Origin of the sequence: Agarivorans litoreus (genome assembly GCF_019649015.1) — a bacterium.
GTDB lineage: Bacteria > Pseudomonadota > Gammaproteobacteria > Enterobacterales > Celerinatantimonadaceae > Agarivorans > Agarivorans litoreus.
Map to the genome: position 1 here is coordinate 2,698,977 of NZ_BLPI01000001.1, position 18,736 is coordinate 2,717,712.

16 protein-coding genes are annotated in these 18,736 nt (G+C 44.9%); 9 read left to right on the forward strand and 7 right to left on the reverse strand.

Going from position 1 to position 18,736, the window contains the following annotated elements; genetic code table 11:
- The first annotated feature begins 16 nt into the window (after nt 1-16).
- A complete protein-coding gene (gene greB / locus K5L93_RS12480; RefSeq protein ID WP_220720147.1) occupies nt 17-496 on the forward strand; it encodes a transcription elongation factor GreB in 480 nt (159 codons plus the stop codon).
- Nucleotides 497-682: 186 nt separating this feature from the next.
- Nucleotides 683-1,585, forward strand: coding sequence for a methylenetetrahydrofolate reductase (metF, locus tag K5L93_RS12485; protein ID WP_220720148.1), 903 nt, complete (start codon nt 683-685; stop codon nt 1,583-1,585).
- Between the two features lie 256 nt (nt 1,586-1,841).
- Here metF and K5L93_RS12490 read toward each other — a convergent pair whose 3' ends face one another.
- From K5L93_RS12490 to ppc, 3 genes are all read right to left on the reverse strand, one after another.
- Nucleotides 1,842-2,291, reverse strand: coding sequence for a hypothetical protein (locus K5L93_RS12490; RefSeq protein WP_220720149.1), 450 nt, complete (start codon nt 2,289-2,291; stop codon nt 1,842-1,844).
- 598 nt (nt 2,292-2,889) lie between these two features.
- Nucleotides 2,890-4,143 (reverse strand): hypothetical protein, encoded by a 1,254-nt coding sequence (locus K5L93_RS12495; protein WP_220720150.1) that lies wholly within the window; start codon nt 4,141-4,143, stop codon nt 2,890-2,892.
- A 296-nt stretch (nt 4,144-4,439) separates the two neighbouring features.
- Complete coding sequence (ppc, locus tag K5L93_RS12500) at nt 4,440-7,079, reverse strand: phosphoenolpyruvate carboxylase (protein WP_246615046.1); 2,640 nt, start codon at nt 7,077-7,079, stop codon at nt 4,440-4,442.
- Between the two features lie 414 nt (nt 7,080-7,493).
- Here ppc and argC point away from each other — a divergent pair, with 414 nt between their 5' ends.
- The 5 genes from argC to argH all read left to right on the forward strand — a co-directional run bounded on the left by argC (nt 7,494) and on the right by argH (nt 13,424).
- A complete protein-coding gene (argC, locus tag K5L93_RS12505; protein WP_220720151.1) occupies nt 7,494-8,504 on the forward strand; it encodes an N-acetyl-gamma-glutamyl-phosphate reductase in 1,011 nt (336 codons plus the stop codon).
- 9 nt (nt 8,505-8,513) lie between these two features.
- On the forward strand, nt 8,514-9,290 hold the full coding sequence (gene argB / locus K5L93_RS12510) for an acetylglutamate kinase (RefSeq protein ID WP_220720152.1): 777 nt from the start codon (nt 8,514-8,516) through the stop codon (nt 9,288-9,290).
- Nucleotides 9,291-9,299: 9 nt separating this feature from the next.
- Complete coding sequence (locus tag K5L93_RS12515) at nt 9,300-10,214, forward strand: ornithine carbamoyltransferase (protein WP_220720153.1); 915 nt, start codon at nt 9,300-9,302, stop codon at nt 10,212-10,214.
- 42 nt (nt 10,215-10,256) lie between these two features.
- The gene (locus K5L93_RS12520) at nt 10,257-11,462 is read left to right on the forward strand and encodes an argininosuccinate synthase (protein WP_220720154.1); all 1,206 of its coding nucleotides are present in this window, start codon (nt 10,257-10,259) and stop codon (nt 11,460-11,462) included.
- A gap of 84 nt (nt 11,463-11,546) precedes the next feature.
- Complete coding sequence (argH, locus tag K5L93_RS12525; RefSeq protein WP_220720155.1) at nt 11,547-13,424, forward strand: argininosuccinate lyase; 1,878 nt, start codon at nt 11,547-11,549, stop codon at nt 13,422-13,424.
- Between the two features lie 79 nt (nt 13,425-13,503).
- Here argH and K5L93_RS12530 read toward each other — a convergent pair whose 3' ends face one another.
- From K5L93_RS12530 to K5L93_RS12545, 4 genes are all read right to left on the reverse strand, one after another.
- The gene (locus tag K5L93_RS12530) at nt 13,504-14,397 is read right to left on the reverse strand and encodes an endonuclease/exonuclease/phosphatase family protein (RefSeq protein ID WP_220720156.1); all 894 of its coding nucleotides are present in this window, start codon (nt 14,395-14,397) and stop codon (nt 13,504-13,506) included.
- A 2-nt stretch (nt 14,398-14,399) separates the two neighbouring features.
- Complete coding sequence (locus K5L93_RS12535; RefSeq protein WP_220720157.1) at nt 14,400-14,759, reverse strand: MmcQ/YjbR family DNA-binding protein; 360 nt, start codon at nt 14,757-14,759, stop codon at nt 14,400-14,402.
- A gap of 251 nt (nt 14,760-15,010) precedes the next feature.
- Nucleotides 15,011-15,508 carry a response regulator gene (locus K5L93_RS12540; RefSeq protein ID WP_220720158.1) on the reverse strand — a complete coding sequence of 166 codons (498 nt, stop codon included), beginning with the start codon at nt 15,506-15,508 and terminating at the stop codon, nt 15,011-15,013.
- A gap of 19 nt (nt 15,509-15,527) precedes the next feature.
- Nucleotides 15,528-17,390, reverse strand: a complete 1,863-nt coding sequence (locus K5L93_RS12545; protein ID WP_220720159.1) for an ATP-binding protein — start codon at nt 17,388-17,390, stop codon at nt 15,528-15,530.
- Between the two features lie 354 nt (nt 17,391-17,744).
- On the opposite strand from K5L93_RS12545, the gene rpsJ reads away from it, so the two are divergent.
- Nucleotides 17,745-18,056 carry a 30S ribosomal protein S10 gene (gene rpsJ / locus K5L93_RS12550; RefSeq protein ID WP_014290685.1) on the forward strand — a complete coding sequence of 104 codons (312 nt, stop codon included), beginning with the start codon at nt 17,745-17,747 and terminating at the stop codon, nt 18,054-18,056.
- Between the two features lie 31 nt (nt 18,057-18,087).
- Nucleotides 18,088-18,723 (forward strand): 50S ribosomal protein L3, encoded by a 636-nt coding sequence (gene rplC, locus K5L93_RS12555; RefSeq protein WP_016403494.1) that lies wholly within the window; start codon nt 18,088-18,090, stop codon nt 18,721-18,723.
- Nucleotides 18,724-18,736 lie beyond the last annotated feature (13 nt).

Here is an 18,736-nt window from a genome sequence, read left to right on the forward strand (position 1 = left end):
ACTTAACTAAATAGCTATGAAAACCAATCTAATCACTCGCCCTGGCTGGCATAAACTCGATAAAGAATTAAAGTACTTGTGGAAGGTTAAACGCCCTCAAGTAACTCAAGCAGTATCCGAAGCCGCAGCACTGGGTGATCGCTCAGAAAACGCCGAATACAAAGAAGGTAAGCGAGAGCTTCGCCGCATCGATTCTCGACTAAGGTTCTTAACCAAGCGCTTAGATGCGCTAGAAATAGTAGACCATCACCCTCAACAAAACGGCAAAGTATTTTTTGGCGCATGGGTCGAGCTGGAAAACGATGAAGGCGATATCGTTCGCTACCGCATTGTAGGCACCGATGAAATAGACCCAAAGCTGGGTTACATCACTATCGACTCTCCCATGGCACGGGCGCTTATCGGCAAGCAAGTAGACGATGATGTGTTTGTAAAAACGCCCTCTGGCACTAAAGAGTGGTGGATTAACCTTATTCAATACACTCCTTTCGAGTAGCGGAGCTAATTCTGTTAGCTAACTATTTGTCTTAATGCATATTTAACCAGTAGTTAGCGGCTAAAATCCCCATGTTGAAAATAATTCATTTAAAGCTATGTTTAAGATGAATCGCGTTGACTTAAATAATCTTCTCTTTAGTATCTAGCGGTATAGACGTCTAAAAGTCTTTAACGGAGAAGGTCAATGGGATTTCACAACGCGCAACAAATCGAAACACTCAATCAAAGCTTAAGCGAGCTTAACCGCGATATTAACGTGTCCTTTGAGTTCTTCCCGCCAACCACCGAGACCATGGAGCAAACTTTGTGGTCGTCTATCGAGCGTTTGCAAACCTTAAAGCCTAAGTTTGTATCAGTAACCTATGGCGCAAACTCCGGTACTCGAGACCGCACTCACAAAGTGATTAAAGCAATTAAAGACCGCACAGGCTTAGCGGCAGCACCACATTTAACCTGCATCGACTCAACGCCCGATGAGTTGCGCCAAATTGCTCGCGATTACTGGAACAGTGGCATTAAAGACATTGTGGCACTGCGAGGTGATTTACCAGAAGGTTCCGCCAAGCCGCAAATGTACGCCAGCGATTTGGTGGCTTTGTTAAAAGAAGAAGCTGATTTTGATATCTCGGTAGCGGCTTACCCAGAGATTCACCCAGAAGCAAAAAGTGCCCAAGCTGATTTGCTGGCCTTAAAGCGTAAAATGGATGCCGGTGCCAACCGCGCCATTACCCAGTTTTTCTTTGATGTAGAAAGCTACCTGCGCTTTCGCGACCGCTGTGCAGCCATTGGCATTGAAGGGGAAATCGTACCCGGTATTTTGCCAGTATCTAACTACAATACCCTGAAAAAGTTCGCCTCTTTTGCCAATGTAAAAGTGCCAAAATGGCTACACAATCAATTTACTGGCTTAGAGCATGACCAAACTACTCGAAACCTAGTCGGCGCCAGTGTAGCCATTGAAATGGTTAAAGTATTATCGCGCGAAGGAGTGAAAGACTTTCACTTCTATACGCTTAACCGCTCGGAGTTGTCGTATGCCATTTGCCACACCTTAGGTGTTCGCCCAGCTGAAGCCGTACCTGCTTAGTGACTAATACAGCTGAGAGATAAAAAGCCTAGCAATGCTAGGCTTTTTTGTATCGGGGAGGGCGGTCAATAAAAGTAGCTTGTCTTCAAAAAAACTATTGGACAGATCTGCATTACGGTGTTCTGCCCCATCAGCACGGAGCTGGACATAAATGGGTCAAACGAAGAATGATGACTAACTTTTGAGCCAAAAACCGTGCTTCAGATAAACATCATCATCGATATTTTTGCTGGTGATGATGTTTACTTAATTGTATTTAATTCTCACAAATTGAGACTTTATCTCCTGACAGGAATAGTTCTATTGTTGTCTTATTTTTCGAGTTGTAAACTGGTAGTTGGTAAACGGTAATTTCCGTTTGCACCTCATTGTTCCCTTGCAACTCAATCATCCTTTCGTACCAACTATTTAGGTTAACCTCTCTCCTTACTGCAATTTGATAATGGTGGTCAGATAACTGACTGACTTCAACTGTTTTAGACTCATCAGAGCTAATAAAAGCATCGCCAATAGGGAGTAACGTCGAATGGTTAACCTGGTAGCATTTTGCATATTCATCAATTAGTAATTGAAAAACTTCAGTAACGCTTAAATTAACTTTAAATGTCAGCGGCGGATATTTAGAGTTTCTAAATTCTTCTGCGGTTTCTGGTGGCATCCCACAGCCGCCAAGCAAGGCAACAAAAAGTATTGAAATAATTCTCATGATTTCACTCTAAAAAATAAACAAGTTAGTTTTGACTTTATACTTATACATTAGCCACCACCAACAACAACTACAGTAATGATAAATCCAACATTGTAGAGTGCAAGGTTTTATAGAGGCAGGCATTCATTTACACGTTTAAATGGCAGTGTTTATACACTTGATAAGCTAATTAAATAAAGATAAGTAGGTAAAAGCTTTAACATGCAATGGCATTTTCTAGCTAACTTCGGGGCAAGAGCGTTTCACAAACTTGATAGCCAAGATTGTGCTTTTCAATCCCATTATCTTCGCCGAGTAGCGCAAATGAACAAGGGAGCAGAGTTGAAGTCTGTTTGAGCGTAGCGAGTTACTTCAACTCCCTTGTGAATGCGCAACGGAGGGCCTAAGAAAATGCAGGGCGAGTTTTCTTTTTGCTTCGTTTTTCTTTGCTCGTCAAAGAAAAATGACGTCGCCGCAGGCGAAAGCTTTTACTCTATAGCTAACACATAAAGGGGCAACAATGAGTTTGACTCTAGATGCCACATCGTGAACTAGAAGTTGAACGCTCAAGCTTACGTCAAATGCAAACGAACTAACGACATGGCCACGACCCCAGTTACATCAACAGCGCATTTACCCCAGAGCATATCAGCCACATGATTAGGGCGTAGTACCAGTTGTTTTTAAGTATTTGGCTGGTGGAGAATTGGTAGCGGCCTATCATGGTTAGGCCTACGCCAGATAGCGGGCTGCTGCCGGTGGAGATAGCCCAAGAGCTTAAAAACAAAAAGCCAAGTTGGCTTGGCTCTGGGTTAAGCGGCAATAACAAAGGGCTGGCTAAAGAAATGCTAATAACTGGATGAATGCCAAACATGCAGGCCACGATCATCATTGCCAGCACTACAGCAAAGGTTTGGTGAGTAAAAGCAACGTTGTGCAAGCTTAAGGTTTCTGGGTAGGCCAGTAATAAGGCTTTAATACCCGCCGAGAATACCCCAGCAGCTAAAAACAGCACGTACTGGCTGCCAACATTAGATAAGCGATGGCTAACAAAGTTTCTGGCAATGAGCACTTTTGAGTTCCCTTTGGCAAAACTTAAGGCTGCAATCGGTGCTAGGCAGGTAATCATTAAAATTATGCTGAAATCGGGGAAGGCGAAATGCAAAGCTATCACGCTGGTGGCGAGCACAAAGGGAATGGTTAAGCTTTCTCGACGTAAGGGGTAACCAGCAAAACTGTCTTTCTCTCTTAGCGATACCTCGGCAGTGGTAAATGCCAAGGCAATTAGCGCCATTAAAGCGCCCGGCAGCAGTACATCTAACCATTGCATACCGGGGGCGTAAGTAATGGAAACCGCAGTGGCAATAAAAAATGGAGACCACCAAGCCGCGGCACAAAAGCAGCGCATTAATACTTTTTGCTGAGCATTAGCTAAAGCTTGTTGTTTGGCCAAGCGGTCGCCGACAATGAATACAATCGATAGATTGATTACCGCACCCAGCAAGTTCATGCCGAGCGCGGTTGAGGCAATGCTGCGTTTGCCAATAGGTAAAGGGTCTTGTTGATTCTCTGGATTGGCTAAGGCGAGAAAAGATACCGCGCTAAACATCGCCAGCAAGGGAAGGTTTATTGAGAGTATGTCGGAGGCACTTAGCAAGGTATTTTGCTTGGCTGCAATCAATAGCAATACGATGCCAATGCTTAACAAACAACCCGCCTGAATGCGAATGGCTTTGCTAAGTTGAGGTAAGTACAGCAAGGCGGCAGCCCAGGTTACTGCGGTGGCTAAACTAATGCCAATTACGCCAAAGGCATACAGTAAGTAAAGTAGCAGCGAGGCAAGAAACAACCACCCTTTGTATTGTTGCATTGAAGACATCCTAGCTATCAATGAGCCAACGCTGCCAAGCAGCAAAAGTACCCTGTAAAGTAAGCTATTAGCTTAGCCTAATACCAATCGTACTAAATAACTGACCATTCTAACTGGTTAAAATACTCGATAATTGCGTTAGGATTTTTGATTGTAGAATAACTACTTACCGAAAAATCCTGCCTTATTCTCGAGTGTTTTTCCTGCGTTATTTCTGACCATTTACTTAGTGTGATTGGTATAACAACAAACAACCCCGCATAAAGCGGGGTTGCTACAGTTAAATAGGTATGTATTTAACCGGTGTTACGCATACCCGCAGCGATACCGGCAATGCTTACCATTAAGGCTTGATCAACTACTGGGCAAAGTTCCTCATTAGCGCGAGAACGATTTAGCAGCTCAACCTGTAATACATGTAAAGGATCGATGTAAGGATTACGCAGATTAAGTGATTCAACCACCCAGGCTTGATTAGCCAATAGCTTGTTGTCTGGTGCTAGCGAAACAATGGCCGCTTTAGCGCCTTCTAACTTAACCCGAAGCTTTTCACCTAGCTCCTGTAGCTCTGGCTCCACTAAGCGCTCGTCGTAGATTTTTGATAGCCAAGTATCGGCTTTCATAAATACCATTTCTAGCATTGCTAAGCGGTTATCAAAGAATGGCCACGCGCGCATTTCGGTTAGCAGCTCGCTTTTACCTTCTTTAATTAAACCTTCGAATGCCGCACCGCTACCTAACCAAGCTGGCAGCAATAGGCGGTTTTGGCTCCATGAGAAAATCCATGGGATAGCACGTAAGCTTTCTACACCACCGTCTGAGCGACGCTTGGCTGGGCGGCTGCCCAATGGCAGTTTAGCCAACTCGCGCTCTGGGGTAGCCGAGCGGAAGTAAGGCACAAACTCTTCTTCACCCCAAACAATGCCACGGTAGGCTTCACAAGAGGTTTCGGCAATTTGATCCATCACTTCGCGCCATTCGTCTTTTGGCTCCATGGGTGGAATCAAGTTCGCTTCTAATACTGCGCTGGCGTAGAGGTTTAGGCTATCCATGGCAACTTTAGGTAGGCCGAACTTAAAGCGGATCATTTCGCCCTGCTCAGTTACCCGTAAGCCACCTTTTAGTGAGCCTGGAGGTTGTGATAACAAGGCTGCGTGCGCTGGCGCGCCACCACGACCAATAGTACCGCCACGTCCATGGAACAAGGTTAAGCTGATTTGATGGCCTTCACAGATAGATACCAGCGCTTCTTGAGCGCGGTATTGCGCCCACGATGCTGCTAATACCCCGGCGTCTTTAGCTGAATCTGAGTAGCCAATCATTACATGTTGTTGGCCAGAGATGTAACCGCGGTACCAATCAACTGATAATAGCTTGCTCATGGTAGCGGGTGCATTGTTCAAATCGTCTAGGGTTTCGAACAAAGGCGCAACTGGCAAGCGGAACGGACAACCGGCTTCTTGCAGTAGCAATTGTACGGCTAATACATCAGATGGCTCACTCGCCATAGAGATAATGTAAATGCCTAAGGCTTCGCGCTCTTGCTTGGCAATTACTGCACAGGTGTCTAGTACTTCTTGTACTGCTTCGCTAGGCTCCCAATCACGAGGGAACAGTGGGCGCTTAGAGTTTAACTCTTGCAATAAGAAGTGCTGCTTATCGGTTTCGTTCCAATGTGCATAGTCACCCATGCCTAAGTAACGAGTGATTTCTGAGAACACTTCTTCGTGGCGGCCACTGTCTTGGCGAATATCTAAACGTAGTAAGTTGATGCCAAAACAGGCAATACGACGTAGTAGATCTAGCAAGGTACCGTCGGCAATGATGCCCATGCCGCAGTCTTGTAGCGAGTAGTAACAAAGCTCTAGTGGCTCACGTAGCTGCTCGGTATTGGTGATAATATCGCGCGCTTCGGTGTACTGGCCTTTTAGCTTGGCTGTAAGGTAGTCGTGAGTTTCTTGCAGCTCACTGCGCAATACTTTTAATAAGGCGCGGTAAGGTTCGTTTTGGTCACCGGTTTGCTCAAGCAAGGCTTCGTTGGCATCGCTCATCGACAATTCGCTAACCAAGGTTTGAATTTCTTTTAAGTAAAGGTCAACGGCTACCCAGCGGCTAGACAGCAATACTTCTTCGGTTACTTTAGAAGTCACAAATGGGTTACCGTCACGGTCGCCGCCCATCCAAGAGGAGAACACTACTGGCGCTGCATCTAAGGCCATGCGCATATCAAAGTGCTGGCCAAGTTTTTTGTCTAACTGGCGCACAAAGTCTGGCACGGCTTGCCATAGTGAGTTTTCAATTACCGCAAAACCCCATTTAGCTTCATCTACCGGAGTAGGGCGCTGCTGGCGAATTTCGTCGGTGTGCCACGCTTGGTTAATTAGCTGCTCTAGGCGGCTTAGCAATTGGCTGCGCTCTTGATCTGGTAAGTCGAGTTCTAACCAATCTAAACAGTTATTAATGGCAACGTGTTTGTTGATTAGGGTACGACGGGTCACCTCGGTTGGGTGCGCGGTAAGTACCAGCTCAATATTTAGTTGTGCCACTGCATGGTGGATCTCTGCTTCACTTAAGTTTTCTTGCTTTAGTTTGTTGAAAACTTGGTCGATAGGATCTTGGGCACAGGTACTGCCTTCGCAGTTACGTGAAATGGTGTGGAATTGCTCGGCGATATTTGCCAAGTTTAGGAATTGGCTAAAGGCACGGGTTACCGGCAATAGCTCGTCATCACTTAGGTTACGCAATAGCTCCAATAACTGCTCGCGCGCCTCATCATCGTTATTACGTGAGGCCTTAGCTAGCTGGCGTATGGTTTCTACTTTCTCTAGAAACGCTTCTCCCATATGGCTCTTGATTGTGTTACCAAGTAGTTGTCCGAGTAGACTCACATTTCCTCGTAACGAGGCGTTAATCTCCTGAGGCATATTCTGGCTCATTGTCTTTCCTTCACTGTTTGCGTTTGCTAGCGATTATTGAAATTTTTTTACTAAATTACCCTAGTCCTAAGGCAAAAACATACCTAAGACCGAGCATATAGTCAAAATACGTGTAATTAAATTACAGATAACGCCGATTCCTTTGCTTCGGATCAAGCTGCTATCGGTAGATTGTTACTCAAATATTAATAACAGCAACTTTGTTTGGCTTACTTTTTAACCTATATGCGTAAATTTAACAATAAATAAAAATTCATTTTTATTGCATAAAGAATTGCCTGTGGTATTCTCCGTTTATATTAAAGACAGCTAGTTTTTTTTGAGCTGACAAGCGTGACATTTTGTTCATTTGGTCAGTAAAATGCAGCTCAATAAATAACACTATGCCATAAGATTTCAAGGGAACAAGAAACGATGTTAAAGGCAGCGATTGTTGGTGCAAGTGGATACACCGGAGCAGAGTTGGCAGGCTATGTAAGTCGCCATTCGAATTTAGAACTTGCCGGGTTGTATGTTTCAGAGCGAAGTGTCGACGCAGGCAAGGCGTTATCTACTCTGCACGGCAAATTACGCGGCGTGGTTGATGCGCCTGTGCAACCGTTAATTGTGGCTGATATCGCCAAAAACTTTGCTGATATTGATATAGTTTTGTTAGCCACTGCTCACGAAGTCAGTCATGATTTAGCTGAAGCATTTTTAAATGCAGGTTGTCAGGTCTTTGATTTGTCTGGTGCCTTCCGTGTTCAAAGCGCAGAGTTTTATGAAAAATTCTACGGTTTTACTCACCAATTCCCTGAGTTATTAGAAAAAGCGGTATACGGTTTAGCTGAATGGAATGCCGAGAAAATTAAGCAAACCGATTTAGTTGCAGTAGCGGGTTGTTACCCAACTGCATCACTAACCGCGCTTAAGCCATTAGTTGAAGCTGGGTTGATTGAGCCAAGCAACAAAGCAGTAATTAATGCTACCAGTGGCGTAAGTGGTGCAGGGCGCAAAGCCTCGTTAACTAGCTCATTCTGCGAAGTGAGTCTAGCGCCTTATGGGGTGTTTAATCACCGCCATCAACCAGAAATTGCCGCCCACTTAGGTCATCCGGTGATCTTCACCCCACATTTGGGTAACTTTAAACGCGGTATTTTAGCCACCATTAATGTGGTGCTAAAAGCAGGCACCACCGAAGAGCAAGTAAACGCGGCTTATCAGCAAGCGTATGCAGGCCAAAACATTGTGCGCATATTGGAAGGTGAGTGGCCCTCTATTGCCAAAGTAGAAAATACTCCGTTTATTGATGTGGCTTGGCAACAACAAGGTGAAGACTTAATTGTGGTGTCGGCTGAAGATAACCTATTAAAAGGTGCTGCTAGCCAAGCTATCCAGTGTTTGAATATTCGTAATGGCTTTGCCCTTACTGAGTCACTGGTTTAGGAGCAGGCAATGAAACCATTAGTGATTAAGTTAGGCGGTGCCGTTTTAAATAACAGCCTAGCCTTAGATAATTTGTTTGCTGCTTTGCAGCAGGTTAAGCAACCCATTGTATTGGTGCATGGCGGCGGCGTAGTAGTAGAAGATGTATTAGCTAAAACCGGCTTTGTATCAGAAAAGTTAGACGGCTTGCGCATCACACCTAAAGAGCAGATTCCTTATGTAGTGGGGGCCTTAGCAGGTACCAGTAATAAGCTGTTGCTAGCGCAAGCGCTAAAAGCAGGTTTGTCGGCAGTGGGCTTGTGTTTAAGTGATGCAGGCTCTTGTAAAGTAAGCCAAATGGATGCACGTTTAGGCCATGTAGGCGAGGCATCTTTAGGCAACCCCGCTTTATTAAATAGCCTTATTGAGCTGGGCCACGTGCCGGTAATCAGCTCAATTGGTATTGGCGAAGACGGCGAACTTTACAATGTGAATGCCGACCAAGCTGCGTTAGCGGTGTGTAAATTGCTGAATGGCCAATTGGTGTTATTATCCGATGTGGTCGGCGTACTCGACCAAGATAAACAGCTGGTGGCTGAGCTAAATAGCGCATTGGCTGACAAATTGATTGCCGATGGAGTGATTACCGATGGCATGACGGTAAAAGTTAAAGCGGCTCTAGAGGCTGCCGAATTTTTACAAACACCAGTTTCGCTAGCGTCATGGAAAGATCCTGCGAAACTCGCCAGCTTGTTAGCTGGACAAACATATAAAGGTGAGTCGGTAGGGACTCAGGTTACCGTTTAAGGAAAGATGATGAGTGATTTTAAACACCTGTTAAGCTTGCAGGATCTAACTCAAGAACAAATTTTAGGGCTGCTTGAGCTGGCCGCTAAAATTAAAAAAACACCCGCAGATTATGGGCAAACCCTTGCGGGTAAAAGTGTTGTAACCTTGTTTGAAAAACCATCATTACGTACACGAGTAACTTTTGATATTGGCATTAATCGTTTAGGCGGCCATGCGGTTTATTTAGACCAGCAAAATGGCGCGATGGGAGAGCGCGAAAGTGTGAAAGATTTTGCCTCTAACATTACCCGTTGGGCTGATGCGATTGTGGCGCGAGTGTTCTCTCATAAAACCCTACAAACTTTGCGTGAGCATTCGTCGGTACCAATTATCAACTCACTGTGTGATTTGTACCACCCTTGCCAAGGCTTGGCTGATTTCCAAACCATTAGCGAACACTACTCTGATTTAAGTAAAGTTAAGCTGGCTTACTTAGGCGATGGCAACAACGTGACGCATTCATTATTGTTAGGCGGCGCTATCTTAGGTATGGAAGTGGCTGCAGTTTGCCCACTAGGCTCAAGCCCAGATGCGCAAGTAGTACAAAAAGCCAATCAATTAGCCAAAGCGCATGGCGGAAAAATTGTAGTGACCAATACCGTTGAAGATATTAAAGGCTACGACGTAGTATATGGTGATACTTGGGTATCGATGGGCGACGATACGCCACTGCAATCAGTAAAAGATAAGTTTATGGCTTATCAAATTAACCAGAATTTGATGCAACAATGTGGTATTAACCACGTGCTACACTGCCAACCTGCTCATCGCGAGTTGGAAATTACTTCGGAAGTGATGGACGGTCCTCAATCTTTGATTTTTGATCAAGCCGAGAATCGTATGCATGCACAAAACGCCGTACTAGTAAGTTTATTAAGTTAGTGAATGTTCAGCTCTAGGCTGAGTTAAACAAGGAATTATCAAATGTCAGATATCAAAAAAGTAGTATTAGCATACTCAGGCGGCCTAGATACCTCGGCCATCATTCCGTGGTTAAAAGAAACCTACAACAACTGTGAAATTGTTGCCTTTTGTGCCGATGTTGGCCAAGGCGAAGAAGAGCTAGTAGGCCTAGAAGAGAAAGCTTTAGCCTCTGGTGCATCTGAATGTTACATCGTTGACCTTAAAGAAGAGTTTGTAGCCGACTACATTTACCCAACCATTGCTACTGGTGCAGTATACGAAGGGACTTACTTGTTAGGTACCTCAATGGCGCGCCCTATTATTGCTAAAGCGCAAGTAGAAGTTGCCCGTAAAGTTGGCGCCGACGCGGTATGTCATGGTTGTACTGGTAAAGGTAATGACCAAATTCGCTTCGAAAGCTGTTTTGCTGCGCTAGCACCAGAACTAACCGTAATTGCGCCTTGGCGTGAGTGGGACATGGAAAGCCGTGAAGATTTGCTGGACTACCTAGCCGAGCGCAACATTGCGACGACTGCTTCAGCCACCAAAATCTACAGCCGTGATGCTAACGCATGGCATATTTCGCACGAAGGCGGCGAGCTAGAAGACCCATGGAACGAGCCAAGCAAAGGTGTTTGGACCTTAACCGTTGATCCAGTAGATGCACCAAACGAGCCAGAATACGTAAGCCTTAAAGTAGAAAAAGGCCGTGTTGTTGCAGTTAACGACGAAGCATTAAGCCCTTACCAAGTAGTAATGAAGCTAAACGATATTGCCGCTGCTCATGGTGTTGGTCGTATTGATATTACTGAGAACCGTACTGTTGGTATGAAGTCTCGTGGTTGTTACGAAACTCCTGGCGGCACGGTGATTGTTGCCGCACTGCGTGCGATTGAAGAATTAGTGTTAGATAAAACTTCACGGGTATGGCGTGAGAAAGTGGGTCAAGAAATGGCACACTTGGTATACGACGGTCGTTGGTTTACGCCACTGTGTAAATCACTGATTGCCGCGTCAGAAGCGATGGCAGCTGATGCCAATGGCGATGTAGTGATTAAGCTTTATAAAGGCCAAGCAGTTGCTGTGCAAAAACGTTCGCCAAATAGCTTGTACTCGGAAGAGTTTGCTACCTTTGGTGAAGACCAAGTTTACGATCAAAAGCACGCTGAAGGCTTTATTCGTTTATACTCTCTAGCCAGCCGGATCCGCGCTTTAAATAGCAAGTAAGATTGGCAGAAGTAATAAGCAGGAATACTTAGACCTCAGAGGCAAGTTGCTCTGAGGTCTTTGCAATAATAAATGGAGAGTAAAATGGCATTGTGGGGTGGGCGTTTTAGCCAAGCTGCAGATACCAGATTTAAGCAGTTCAATGATTCTTTACGTTTTGATTACCGTTTAGCGGAGCAAGACATAACGGGTTCTATTGCCTGGTCTAAGGCCTTATTAAGTGTTGGCGTTCTCACACAAGATGAGCAAAGCAAACTTGAAGACGCGTTATTAGATTTAGGTAAGCAAGTTGCCGAAAACCCACAGCAAATTTTGGGTAGCGATGCCGAAGATATTCACTCTTGGGTTGAGATTCAACTGATTCAACGGGTGGGTGATTTAGGTAAAAAGCTACATACCGGCCGCAGCCGTAATGACCAAGTTGCCACCGATCTAAAGTTGTGGTGTAAAAGCCAAGGGGTTGAGCTTCTTGAGCATTTAGACAAGCTACAACAAAAACTGGTTAAATTTGCGCGCCAGCAGCAAGACACCGTTCTGCCAGGTTACACTCACTTACAACGTGCCCAACCGGTGACTTTTTCTCACTGGGCAATGGCCTATGTAGAAATGTTTGAGCGTGATTACTCGCGTTTGCAAGACGCGTTAAGTCGTTTAGATGTATGTCCGCTGGGTTGTGGTGCTTTGGCTGGTACCGCTTATCCAATGGACCGCCAGCAAATTGCTAAAGATCTAGGCTTTCGCCGGGCAACACGTAATAGCTTAGATTCGGTATCGGATCGCGACCACGTGGTTGAGCTTATTTCTACTGCTTCTATTAGCATGATTCACTTAAGCCGCATGGCTGAAGATTTAATCTTCTATAATTCTGGTGAGTCTGCCTTCCTTGATTTGTCTGACCAGGTGACTTCTGGCTCTTCACTAATGCCACAAAAGAAAAACCCCGATGCGCTAGAGCTTATTCGTGGTAAAACTGGTCGAGTTTACGGCGCTTTGTCAGGCATTATGATGACTCTAAAAGCATTGCCTTTGGCCTACAACAAAGACATGCAGGAAGACAAAGAAGGCTTGTTCGATGCCTTAGATACCTGGGGCGACTGCTTAGCTATGGCTGAGTTAGTGCTTGATGATATGAATGTGCACGAAGAAACCACTACAGAAGCTGCCAAGGGTGGTTATTCAAACGCTACCGAGCTTGCCGACTATCTAGTGGCTAAAGGCATCCCATTCCGCGAGGCTCACCATATTGTGGGTATTGCGGTAGTTAAAGCCATTGAAAAAGGTGTGCCGCTAGAAGAACTAAGTTTGGCAGAGTTTAAAGAGCTAGCACCAGAGATTGAAGACGACGTTTATCCAAACCTGTCGTTAGAGTCTACTCTTGCGAAGCGCCAAGCTCTAGGTGGCGTAGCGCCAGAGCAAGTAGAACATGCTCTAACCGAAGCCGAAGTACGTTTATCAAAACGTAATGTAAAAGGTTTGTACGTACGCTCTGCCCGCATGACCGACTTAGACAATATCGAAGAGATGGTGAACTACTGGTCACAAGCCGGTGAAAACTTGCCTCGTCCTCGCCCTGAGCTAGTGCAGGCAATTGGTGACTTCACGGTTAGCGAGCAAGCTGGAAAAGTTACCGGCTGTGCTTCGCTGTATCTTTACGATACCGGATTAGCTGAGATTCGTTCACTAGGAGTAAATCCTGGTTCGCAACGTGTAGGCCAAGGCCGAGCTATGGTGCAGCACCTAATGAAGAAAGCTAAGAAGATGGAAATCGAGAAGGTGTTTGTACTAACTCGTGTGCCAGAATTCTTCATGAAGTTAGGCTTTAGCCCAACCTCTAAAAACATGCTGCCAGAAAAAGTGATGAAAGACTGCGATATTTGTCCTCGTCAGCATGCTTGTGATGAAGTTGCTTTAGAGTTCATCATTGATAGCAGCACGCTTATTCATAAGCAAAACGTGGCTTAAGGGTCAGCGTTAGTGTTGCCAAAGCCTCGCACTAGCGAGGCTTTTTTATTGCCGTTTATCGTGCCGTTTCTATTGCCGTTTATAGTGCGGGAGTTTGAATGAGACTAATTACTGGGCGATGGTCAGATAAGCTGTCTGGTCCAACCTGGTAGTCAATAAAACTTAGGTCTTTAGATAGAAAAATCCAATCTAAGCGTTTGTTTTTATAGCTGGCTAAGGCTTTGCTACCCAGCTCAAATGCTCGGTAAGGACTATGTTGAAGAAAGTGGTTTACTTCATCGGGGGTGTCTAGCTGCCCCTCACTATTAAAGTCGCCCATAATAATGGTGTGATTTACCGTATCTTTTAGTTGCTGATTGAGTTGTTCAAGCTGTTGCTGGCGAATACTGGCGCGAGAAAAATCTAAGTGCACAGAAACCACATCAAGGATTTGTTCAGAGTTAAGTCTTATGCGTGCATGGGTAAAGCCTTTACTGGTGGTGGGGGGGCTAGGTGCAAAGTGAACCGCAAGCGCTTCACTAATAGGGTACTTGGAAAGTATCGCGGTGCCGTAGCTAGCCAACTTACTGCTGCTGTGAATGCTGTGTGCATACCAGCGATAGCCAGCATGTTGAGCAAGGTAAGCAACATGGTCAAAGCCGCCAGACCAAGGTGAACTTGCGTCTGCTTCTTGTAAAGCAACAATGTCGATATTTTGTTGTTGTAAGTAAGTGGCTATGTTTAACAAATTTTTCTTGGTGGTATCGCCACTCACCAATAGCTGGTTGAGTGCATGTTTACGCCCATGGGCAAGGTTTAGCGTAGCCACTTTAAGTTGTGGTAAAGGTGTGGTGCTAACCTCAGGGTGTGGCCAGTAAGCGATTTTTAAGGGAACTGAGCTGGCAGCCTTATTATCATTGCTGGAGCATGCAGATAGCGCCAGAATCAGGCTAAATAGCAATAGCTTAAAGAGTAACCTTACCTGCTGAGTCACGATTAGCTTATACCTAGCAGTTGATGCTGAGCCTGTTTGTTCATGCCTTTAACTACCAACTCAAACGAGTTATCAATTAAGCGCAAGGCTTCGTGTTCGGCGTCACTTCCATCAAAATAAAGAGTTAGCCAGTGGCGTTTATTCATGTGATAGCCGCGAGTGATCGCGGGATAAATATCGGTCAGCGCATCGATTTGCTCGGGTTGGCATTTTAAGTTCATATTCATTACGCCGTCTTTCCAAGCAACTAGAGCGAACATTTTTCCGCGAACTTTAAATACCGGCACATCGGGGGCAAAGGGCAAATCTTGGGTAACCTCGGGTTTGCCCATTAAATACGCTTTTAGTTGTTGGTAATCCATAACTTTGCCTAATACCAATCGTACTAAGTAACTGTTCATTCTATCTGGTCAAAATACTCGATAACTGCGTTAGAATTTTTGATTGTAGAATAACTGCTTAGCGAAAAATCCTGCCTTATTCTCGAGTATTTTTGCTGCGTTATTTTTAATCACTTACCTAGCGTGATTGGTATAACTCTAGAATCCTACTTTTATAATAAAGCCATTAAACGAATCTTTCTAAGCAGTAAGTATTCTCTACTGACATTTTGTTAATTACCTAGATCTAAGCGGTGTTGGTTCACATGACTAAAGATCCGCTCTCCGTCTAGTACTTGGGCAAAGGGCATAGGGTTATCACAATACTCAATCACAAAATCGGTTAGCTTTTCTTTAATGATGCTAAGCAGTTGTTCTTCTGACCATGGCTTAGCGAGATAATAATTTAGTCCACCTCGATTAATCGCTTCTATGGTGTCGTGCAAGCCAGCCTGCCCAGTTAATAGGATTTTTTTAGCTGATTCACTGGTACTAGCGTGGTTGAGGTCTATGAGGAAATCGATGCCTAACTCATCGGGCATGATGTGGTCGGCAAGAATTAAGGCTAGCTTACCGCCTTGCGCTTCAAAGTCTTTAATCACTTGGCGTGCTTCAGCAACGCTTTCGGCGCCATCAATAGTAAATGGTGGGCTTAAAGGGGCTATGTCGTGAAGAACGCTATCCAATACTTCGCGTTCATCATCAACACACAAAATCAGTAGTTGTTCCATGGTTTGACTCCTCTAAGTCCTATTGTTGGTTTAAGGGTAAGGTAATAATGAAACGGGTAAATTGTCCTAGCTCAGATTCCACTTCAATTCTGCCTAAATGTTGTGTAACTATTTGTTGGCAAACGGTTAAGCCTATGCCAAGGCCAAAATTACCTTCCCGCTTGGTGGTAAAGTTTAGCTGAAAGATTTTCTCAATAATCTCTGGTTTTATTCCGGGGCCAGTGTCTTCGATGATAATTGAGATATAGCTAGGTGATGCTTCTACGTATTGACTACTAATACTTAGCTTGCCTCTACTCTCCATGGCATCTAAAGCGTTAGCGATAAGGTTAGTCCAAACTTGCTGTAAGGCGATGGGGTGGCAACGATAAACGGGCAATAAACCGTAGTTACACTCTACTTCGAAGCCGCGTAAGCGGTTTTCTAAGATTACTAGCGTTTCGGCTATGCCTTCATTTAAATCGGCCAATACCGGTTGCTCCGGGTCTTGTCCGGCGTAGTGCTTTAAACCTTTAACTAGCTCTGCGATACGGGCCGCACAAACTTGAATATTACGTAAGAAGTTACCAATTTGGTGGAAGCTAGATAAGGCGTCAATTAACTCCACGTTATCGGAGGTACTTGCACACTGTAAATACTGTTGTCTAAAGTCTGGTCTATCTAAGCCTATGCTTACTGCCTTTCTGGCGGTGATGGCATCACCAAATAAATCTATTGAGTTATTGCTACGCTGACGAATTTCGCTGGTAGACATAGGAGTTAGGGTAAAAGCGGCTTCAAGTAGCTGTTGGCCCAACGCTTGCTGTGGGTCGCTAAGCGGGCTGTTAAGTACTTTAGGCAATTGCTTCGCGATTGTGTCACTGCCGCGAGTAATGGCTGCAACCGGATTATTTAGTTCATGAGCAATGCCAGAGATGAGCTGACCGAGCACTGCCATCTTTTCTTTTTCTATGAGTTGTTCGTGGGCAGAATCTAAAGAGTTGAGCGTACTTTGTAAGGTAAGTTTAGTATGAATGCTTTTTTGTAGACGCCGATTAAAGTGCCGCAACAACAAGTTGGTAAACAAAGGCAGTAAGTGGCTGCTAGAATCCAATACCTTGGCAAACGTGACCCTATCTAACTTAATCACATCGGTTTGCATGGTGGTCACTGCGCTAGTAAAACCGAGTTCACCGGTCACAAAGGACATGCCGCCTACCAATGACCCAGCCTGCATGCGGGCAACTTCTAAGGTTTGTTGGTCTTGTTGTTTCTTTAAAACCACTTCGCCTTTGGCAATAAACCATAAAAACTGATTGGCCTTTCCTTCTTGGGTGAGTAAATGGTTGGCACTGTAAGTCCGGCACAAGTGGTCTTCATCGTTATCCTTAAAAAAGGCATACAGTGCCGAAATAACTTGGTCGGATAGCTCTTGGTCGCTAAGTGAGGTGTAGTCAAAAAAGTTAGCGCGAAACTGAGCTACATGCTCGGCCAATTGTTTTTCTAACCAACGTTGCTGCTGGTGATGTTCGGCAATTGGCCAGTGCAACCGTAGTTGTTCAATTAACTCATTGTCTGAGTTTTCCGGAGAGAGGATATGCATCGGCGTGAACTGATTCACTAACTCACATAATTGTTTAGCACTAGGTAGCTTGTCGGCATAAAACAGCACGTTAGCGGTTTCTGTTGTAGGAAGATTAAGCAAGTGCTGCAGGCTGGATTTGTTGGCGACGTTTTGCAGTAAGGCTATGTCTACAACGACAAGCGCAAGCTGGTGTTTTGAGAGTTGCTGAGAATTAGGAAAAGTTTTAGCTTGCCAGTAGATCCATGGCGCATCTTCATGCTCCAGCTGCTTTGGCCAAGAGTGTTGACTAACGATCAGTAAGCTATGCTGAGTATTCATACTAGCTCTATTAAATGCTTGTTGTTGAATATTATAGGCTTACAAGCGCTAAGGTTTTGCGAGCTGCTTAAAGATTCGCAGCGTTGTGCGAAAGTGATTTGGTTAGTGAATGAACAAAATTTGTAGATTAGCTTGTTTTTTAATAGCCCTTGAGTATAATACCGCGGCTCACTAATTTAGTGGCTGAGTTGTTTCGGCAATTCATCAGTTAATTGGTTAAACAGTTAACTACTAACAGTGCTTCCGATTTGGAAGCAAACGTTACTCGTCGCATGCACTACCATCCCCAGATATTGGAACCGGATGTCGTTGGTGTGTGTTAGGTTCTTTTATTTTTTATTTGGAGCTCTGTCAATGCAGAACCAAAGAATTCGAATCCGCTTGAAAGCATTCGATCACCGTCTGATCGATCAATCTACTGCGGAAATCGTAGAAACTGCAAAACGCACTGGCGCTCAGGTTCGTGGTCCTATTCCACTACCTACTCGTAAAGAGCGTTACACCGTACTAGTATCTCCGCACGTTAACAAAGACGCGCGTGACCAGTATGAAATTCGCACCCACAAACGTCTTGTAGACATCGTAGAGCCAACTGATAAAACAGTTGACGCTTTGATGCGCCTTGACCTTGCTGCTGGTGTAGATGTGCAAATCAGCTTGGGCTAAGCCTGAGTCTGTTTAATAAGAGGTTTTTACAATGATTGGTCTAATCGGTCGTAAAGTTGGAATGACTCGCATCTTCACTGAAGATGGTGCTTCTATTCCAGTTACCGTAATCGAATGTGAGCCAAACCGCGTTACTCGTGTTATCACTGAGGACAGCGACGGTTACCGTGCTCTGCAAGTGACCACCGGCGCTAAAAAAGCAAGTCGTGTTAGCAAGCCAGAAGCGGGTCAATTCGCTAAAGCTGGTGTTGACGCGGGTCGCGGCCTGTGGGAATTCCGTCTAGCAGACGGTGAAGGTGAAGAAGTTAATGTAGCTGATGAGCTAAAAGTTGACTTGTTCAATGAAGTTAAAAAAGTAGACGTTACTGGTACTTCTAAAGGTAAGGGTTTCCAAGGCGGTGTTAAACGCTGGAACTTCGCTACCCAAGATTTTACTCACGGTAACTCTTTGAGCCACCGTGCTCCTGGTTCTATTGGTCAAAACCAAAGCCCAGGTAAAGTATTCAAGGGCAAGAAGATGGCCGGACATATGGGTGCTGAGCGTGTAACTACGCAAAACCTAGATGTTGTACGTGTTGATGTTGAACGTAACCTAATTTTGGTTAAAGGTGCCGTACCTGGCGCTACCAATGGCGACGTGATCATTAAACCTGCTGTTAAAGCGTAACGTTAGGAGATAG

What these genes read in the sequence shown, in the direction of transcription:
- greB (WP_220720147.1), top strand. Translation starts at nt 17, where the DNA reads ATGAAAACCAATCTAATCACTCGCCCTGGCTGGCATAAACTCGATAAA.
- K5L93_RS12515 (WP_220720153.1), top strand. Translation starts at nt 9,300, where the DNA reads ATGAGTGATTTTAAACACCTGTTAAGCTTGCAGGATCTAACTCAAGAA.
- argC (WP_220720151.1), top strand. Translation starts at nt 7,494, where the DNA reads ATGTTAAAGGCAGCGATTGTTGGTGCAAGTGGATACACCGGAGCAGAG.
- argH (WP_220720155.1), top strand. Translation starts at nt 11,547, where the DNA reads ATGGCATTGTGGGGTGGGCGTTTTAGCCAAGCTGCAGATACCAGATTT.
- rplC (WP_016403494.1), top strand. Translation starts at nt 18,088, where the DNA reads ATGATTGGTCTAATCGGTCGTAAAGTTGGAATGACTCGCATCTTCACT.
- K5L93_RS12535 (WP_220720157.1), bottom strand. Translation starts at nt 14,759, where the DNA reads ATGGATTACCAACAACTAAAAGCGTATTTAATGGGCAAACCCGAGGTT.
- ppc (WP_246615046.1), bottom strand. Translation starts at nt 7,079, where the DNA reads ATGAGCCAGAATATGCCTCAGGAGATTAACGCCTCGTTACGAGGAAAT.
- K5L93_RS12495 (WP_220720150.1), bottom strand. Translation starts at nt 4,143, where the DNA reads ATGCAACAATACAAAGGGTGGTTGTTTCTTGCCTCGCTGCTACTTTAC.
- metF (WP_220720148.1), top strand. Translation starts at nt 683, where the DNA reads ATGGGATTTCACAACGCGCAACAAATCGAAACACTCAATCAAAGCTTA.
- rpsJ (WP_014290685.1), top strand. Translation starts at nt 17,745, where the DNA reads ATGCAGAACCAAAGAATTCGAATCCGCTTGAAAGCATTCGATCACCGT.
- K5L93_RS12540 (WP_220720158.1), bottom strand. Translation starts at nt 15,508, where the DNA reads ATGGAACAACTACTGATTTTGTGTGTTGATGATGAACGCGAAGTATTG.
- argB (WP_220720152.1), top strand. Translation starts at nt 8,514, where the DNA reads ATGAAACCATTAGTGATTAAGTTAGGCGGTGCCGTTTTAAATAACAGC.
- K5L93_RS12520 (WP_220720154.1), top strand. Translation starts at nt 10,257, where the DNA reads ATGTCAGATATCAAAAAAGTAGTATTAGCATACTCAGGCGGCCTAGAT.
- K5L93_RS12545 (WP_220720159.1), bottom strand. Translation starts at nt 17,390, where the DNA reads ATGAATACTCAGCATAGCTTACTGATCGTTAGTCAACACTCTTGGCCA.
- K5L93_RS12490 (WP_220720149.1), bottom strand. Translation starts at nt 2,291, where the DNA reads ATGAGAATTATTTCAATACTTTTTGTTGCCTTGCTTGGCGGCTGTGGG.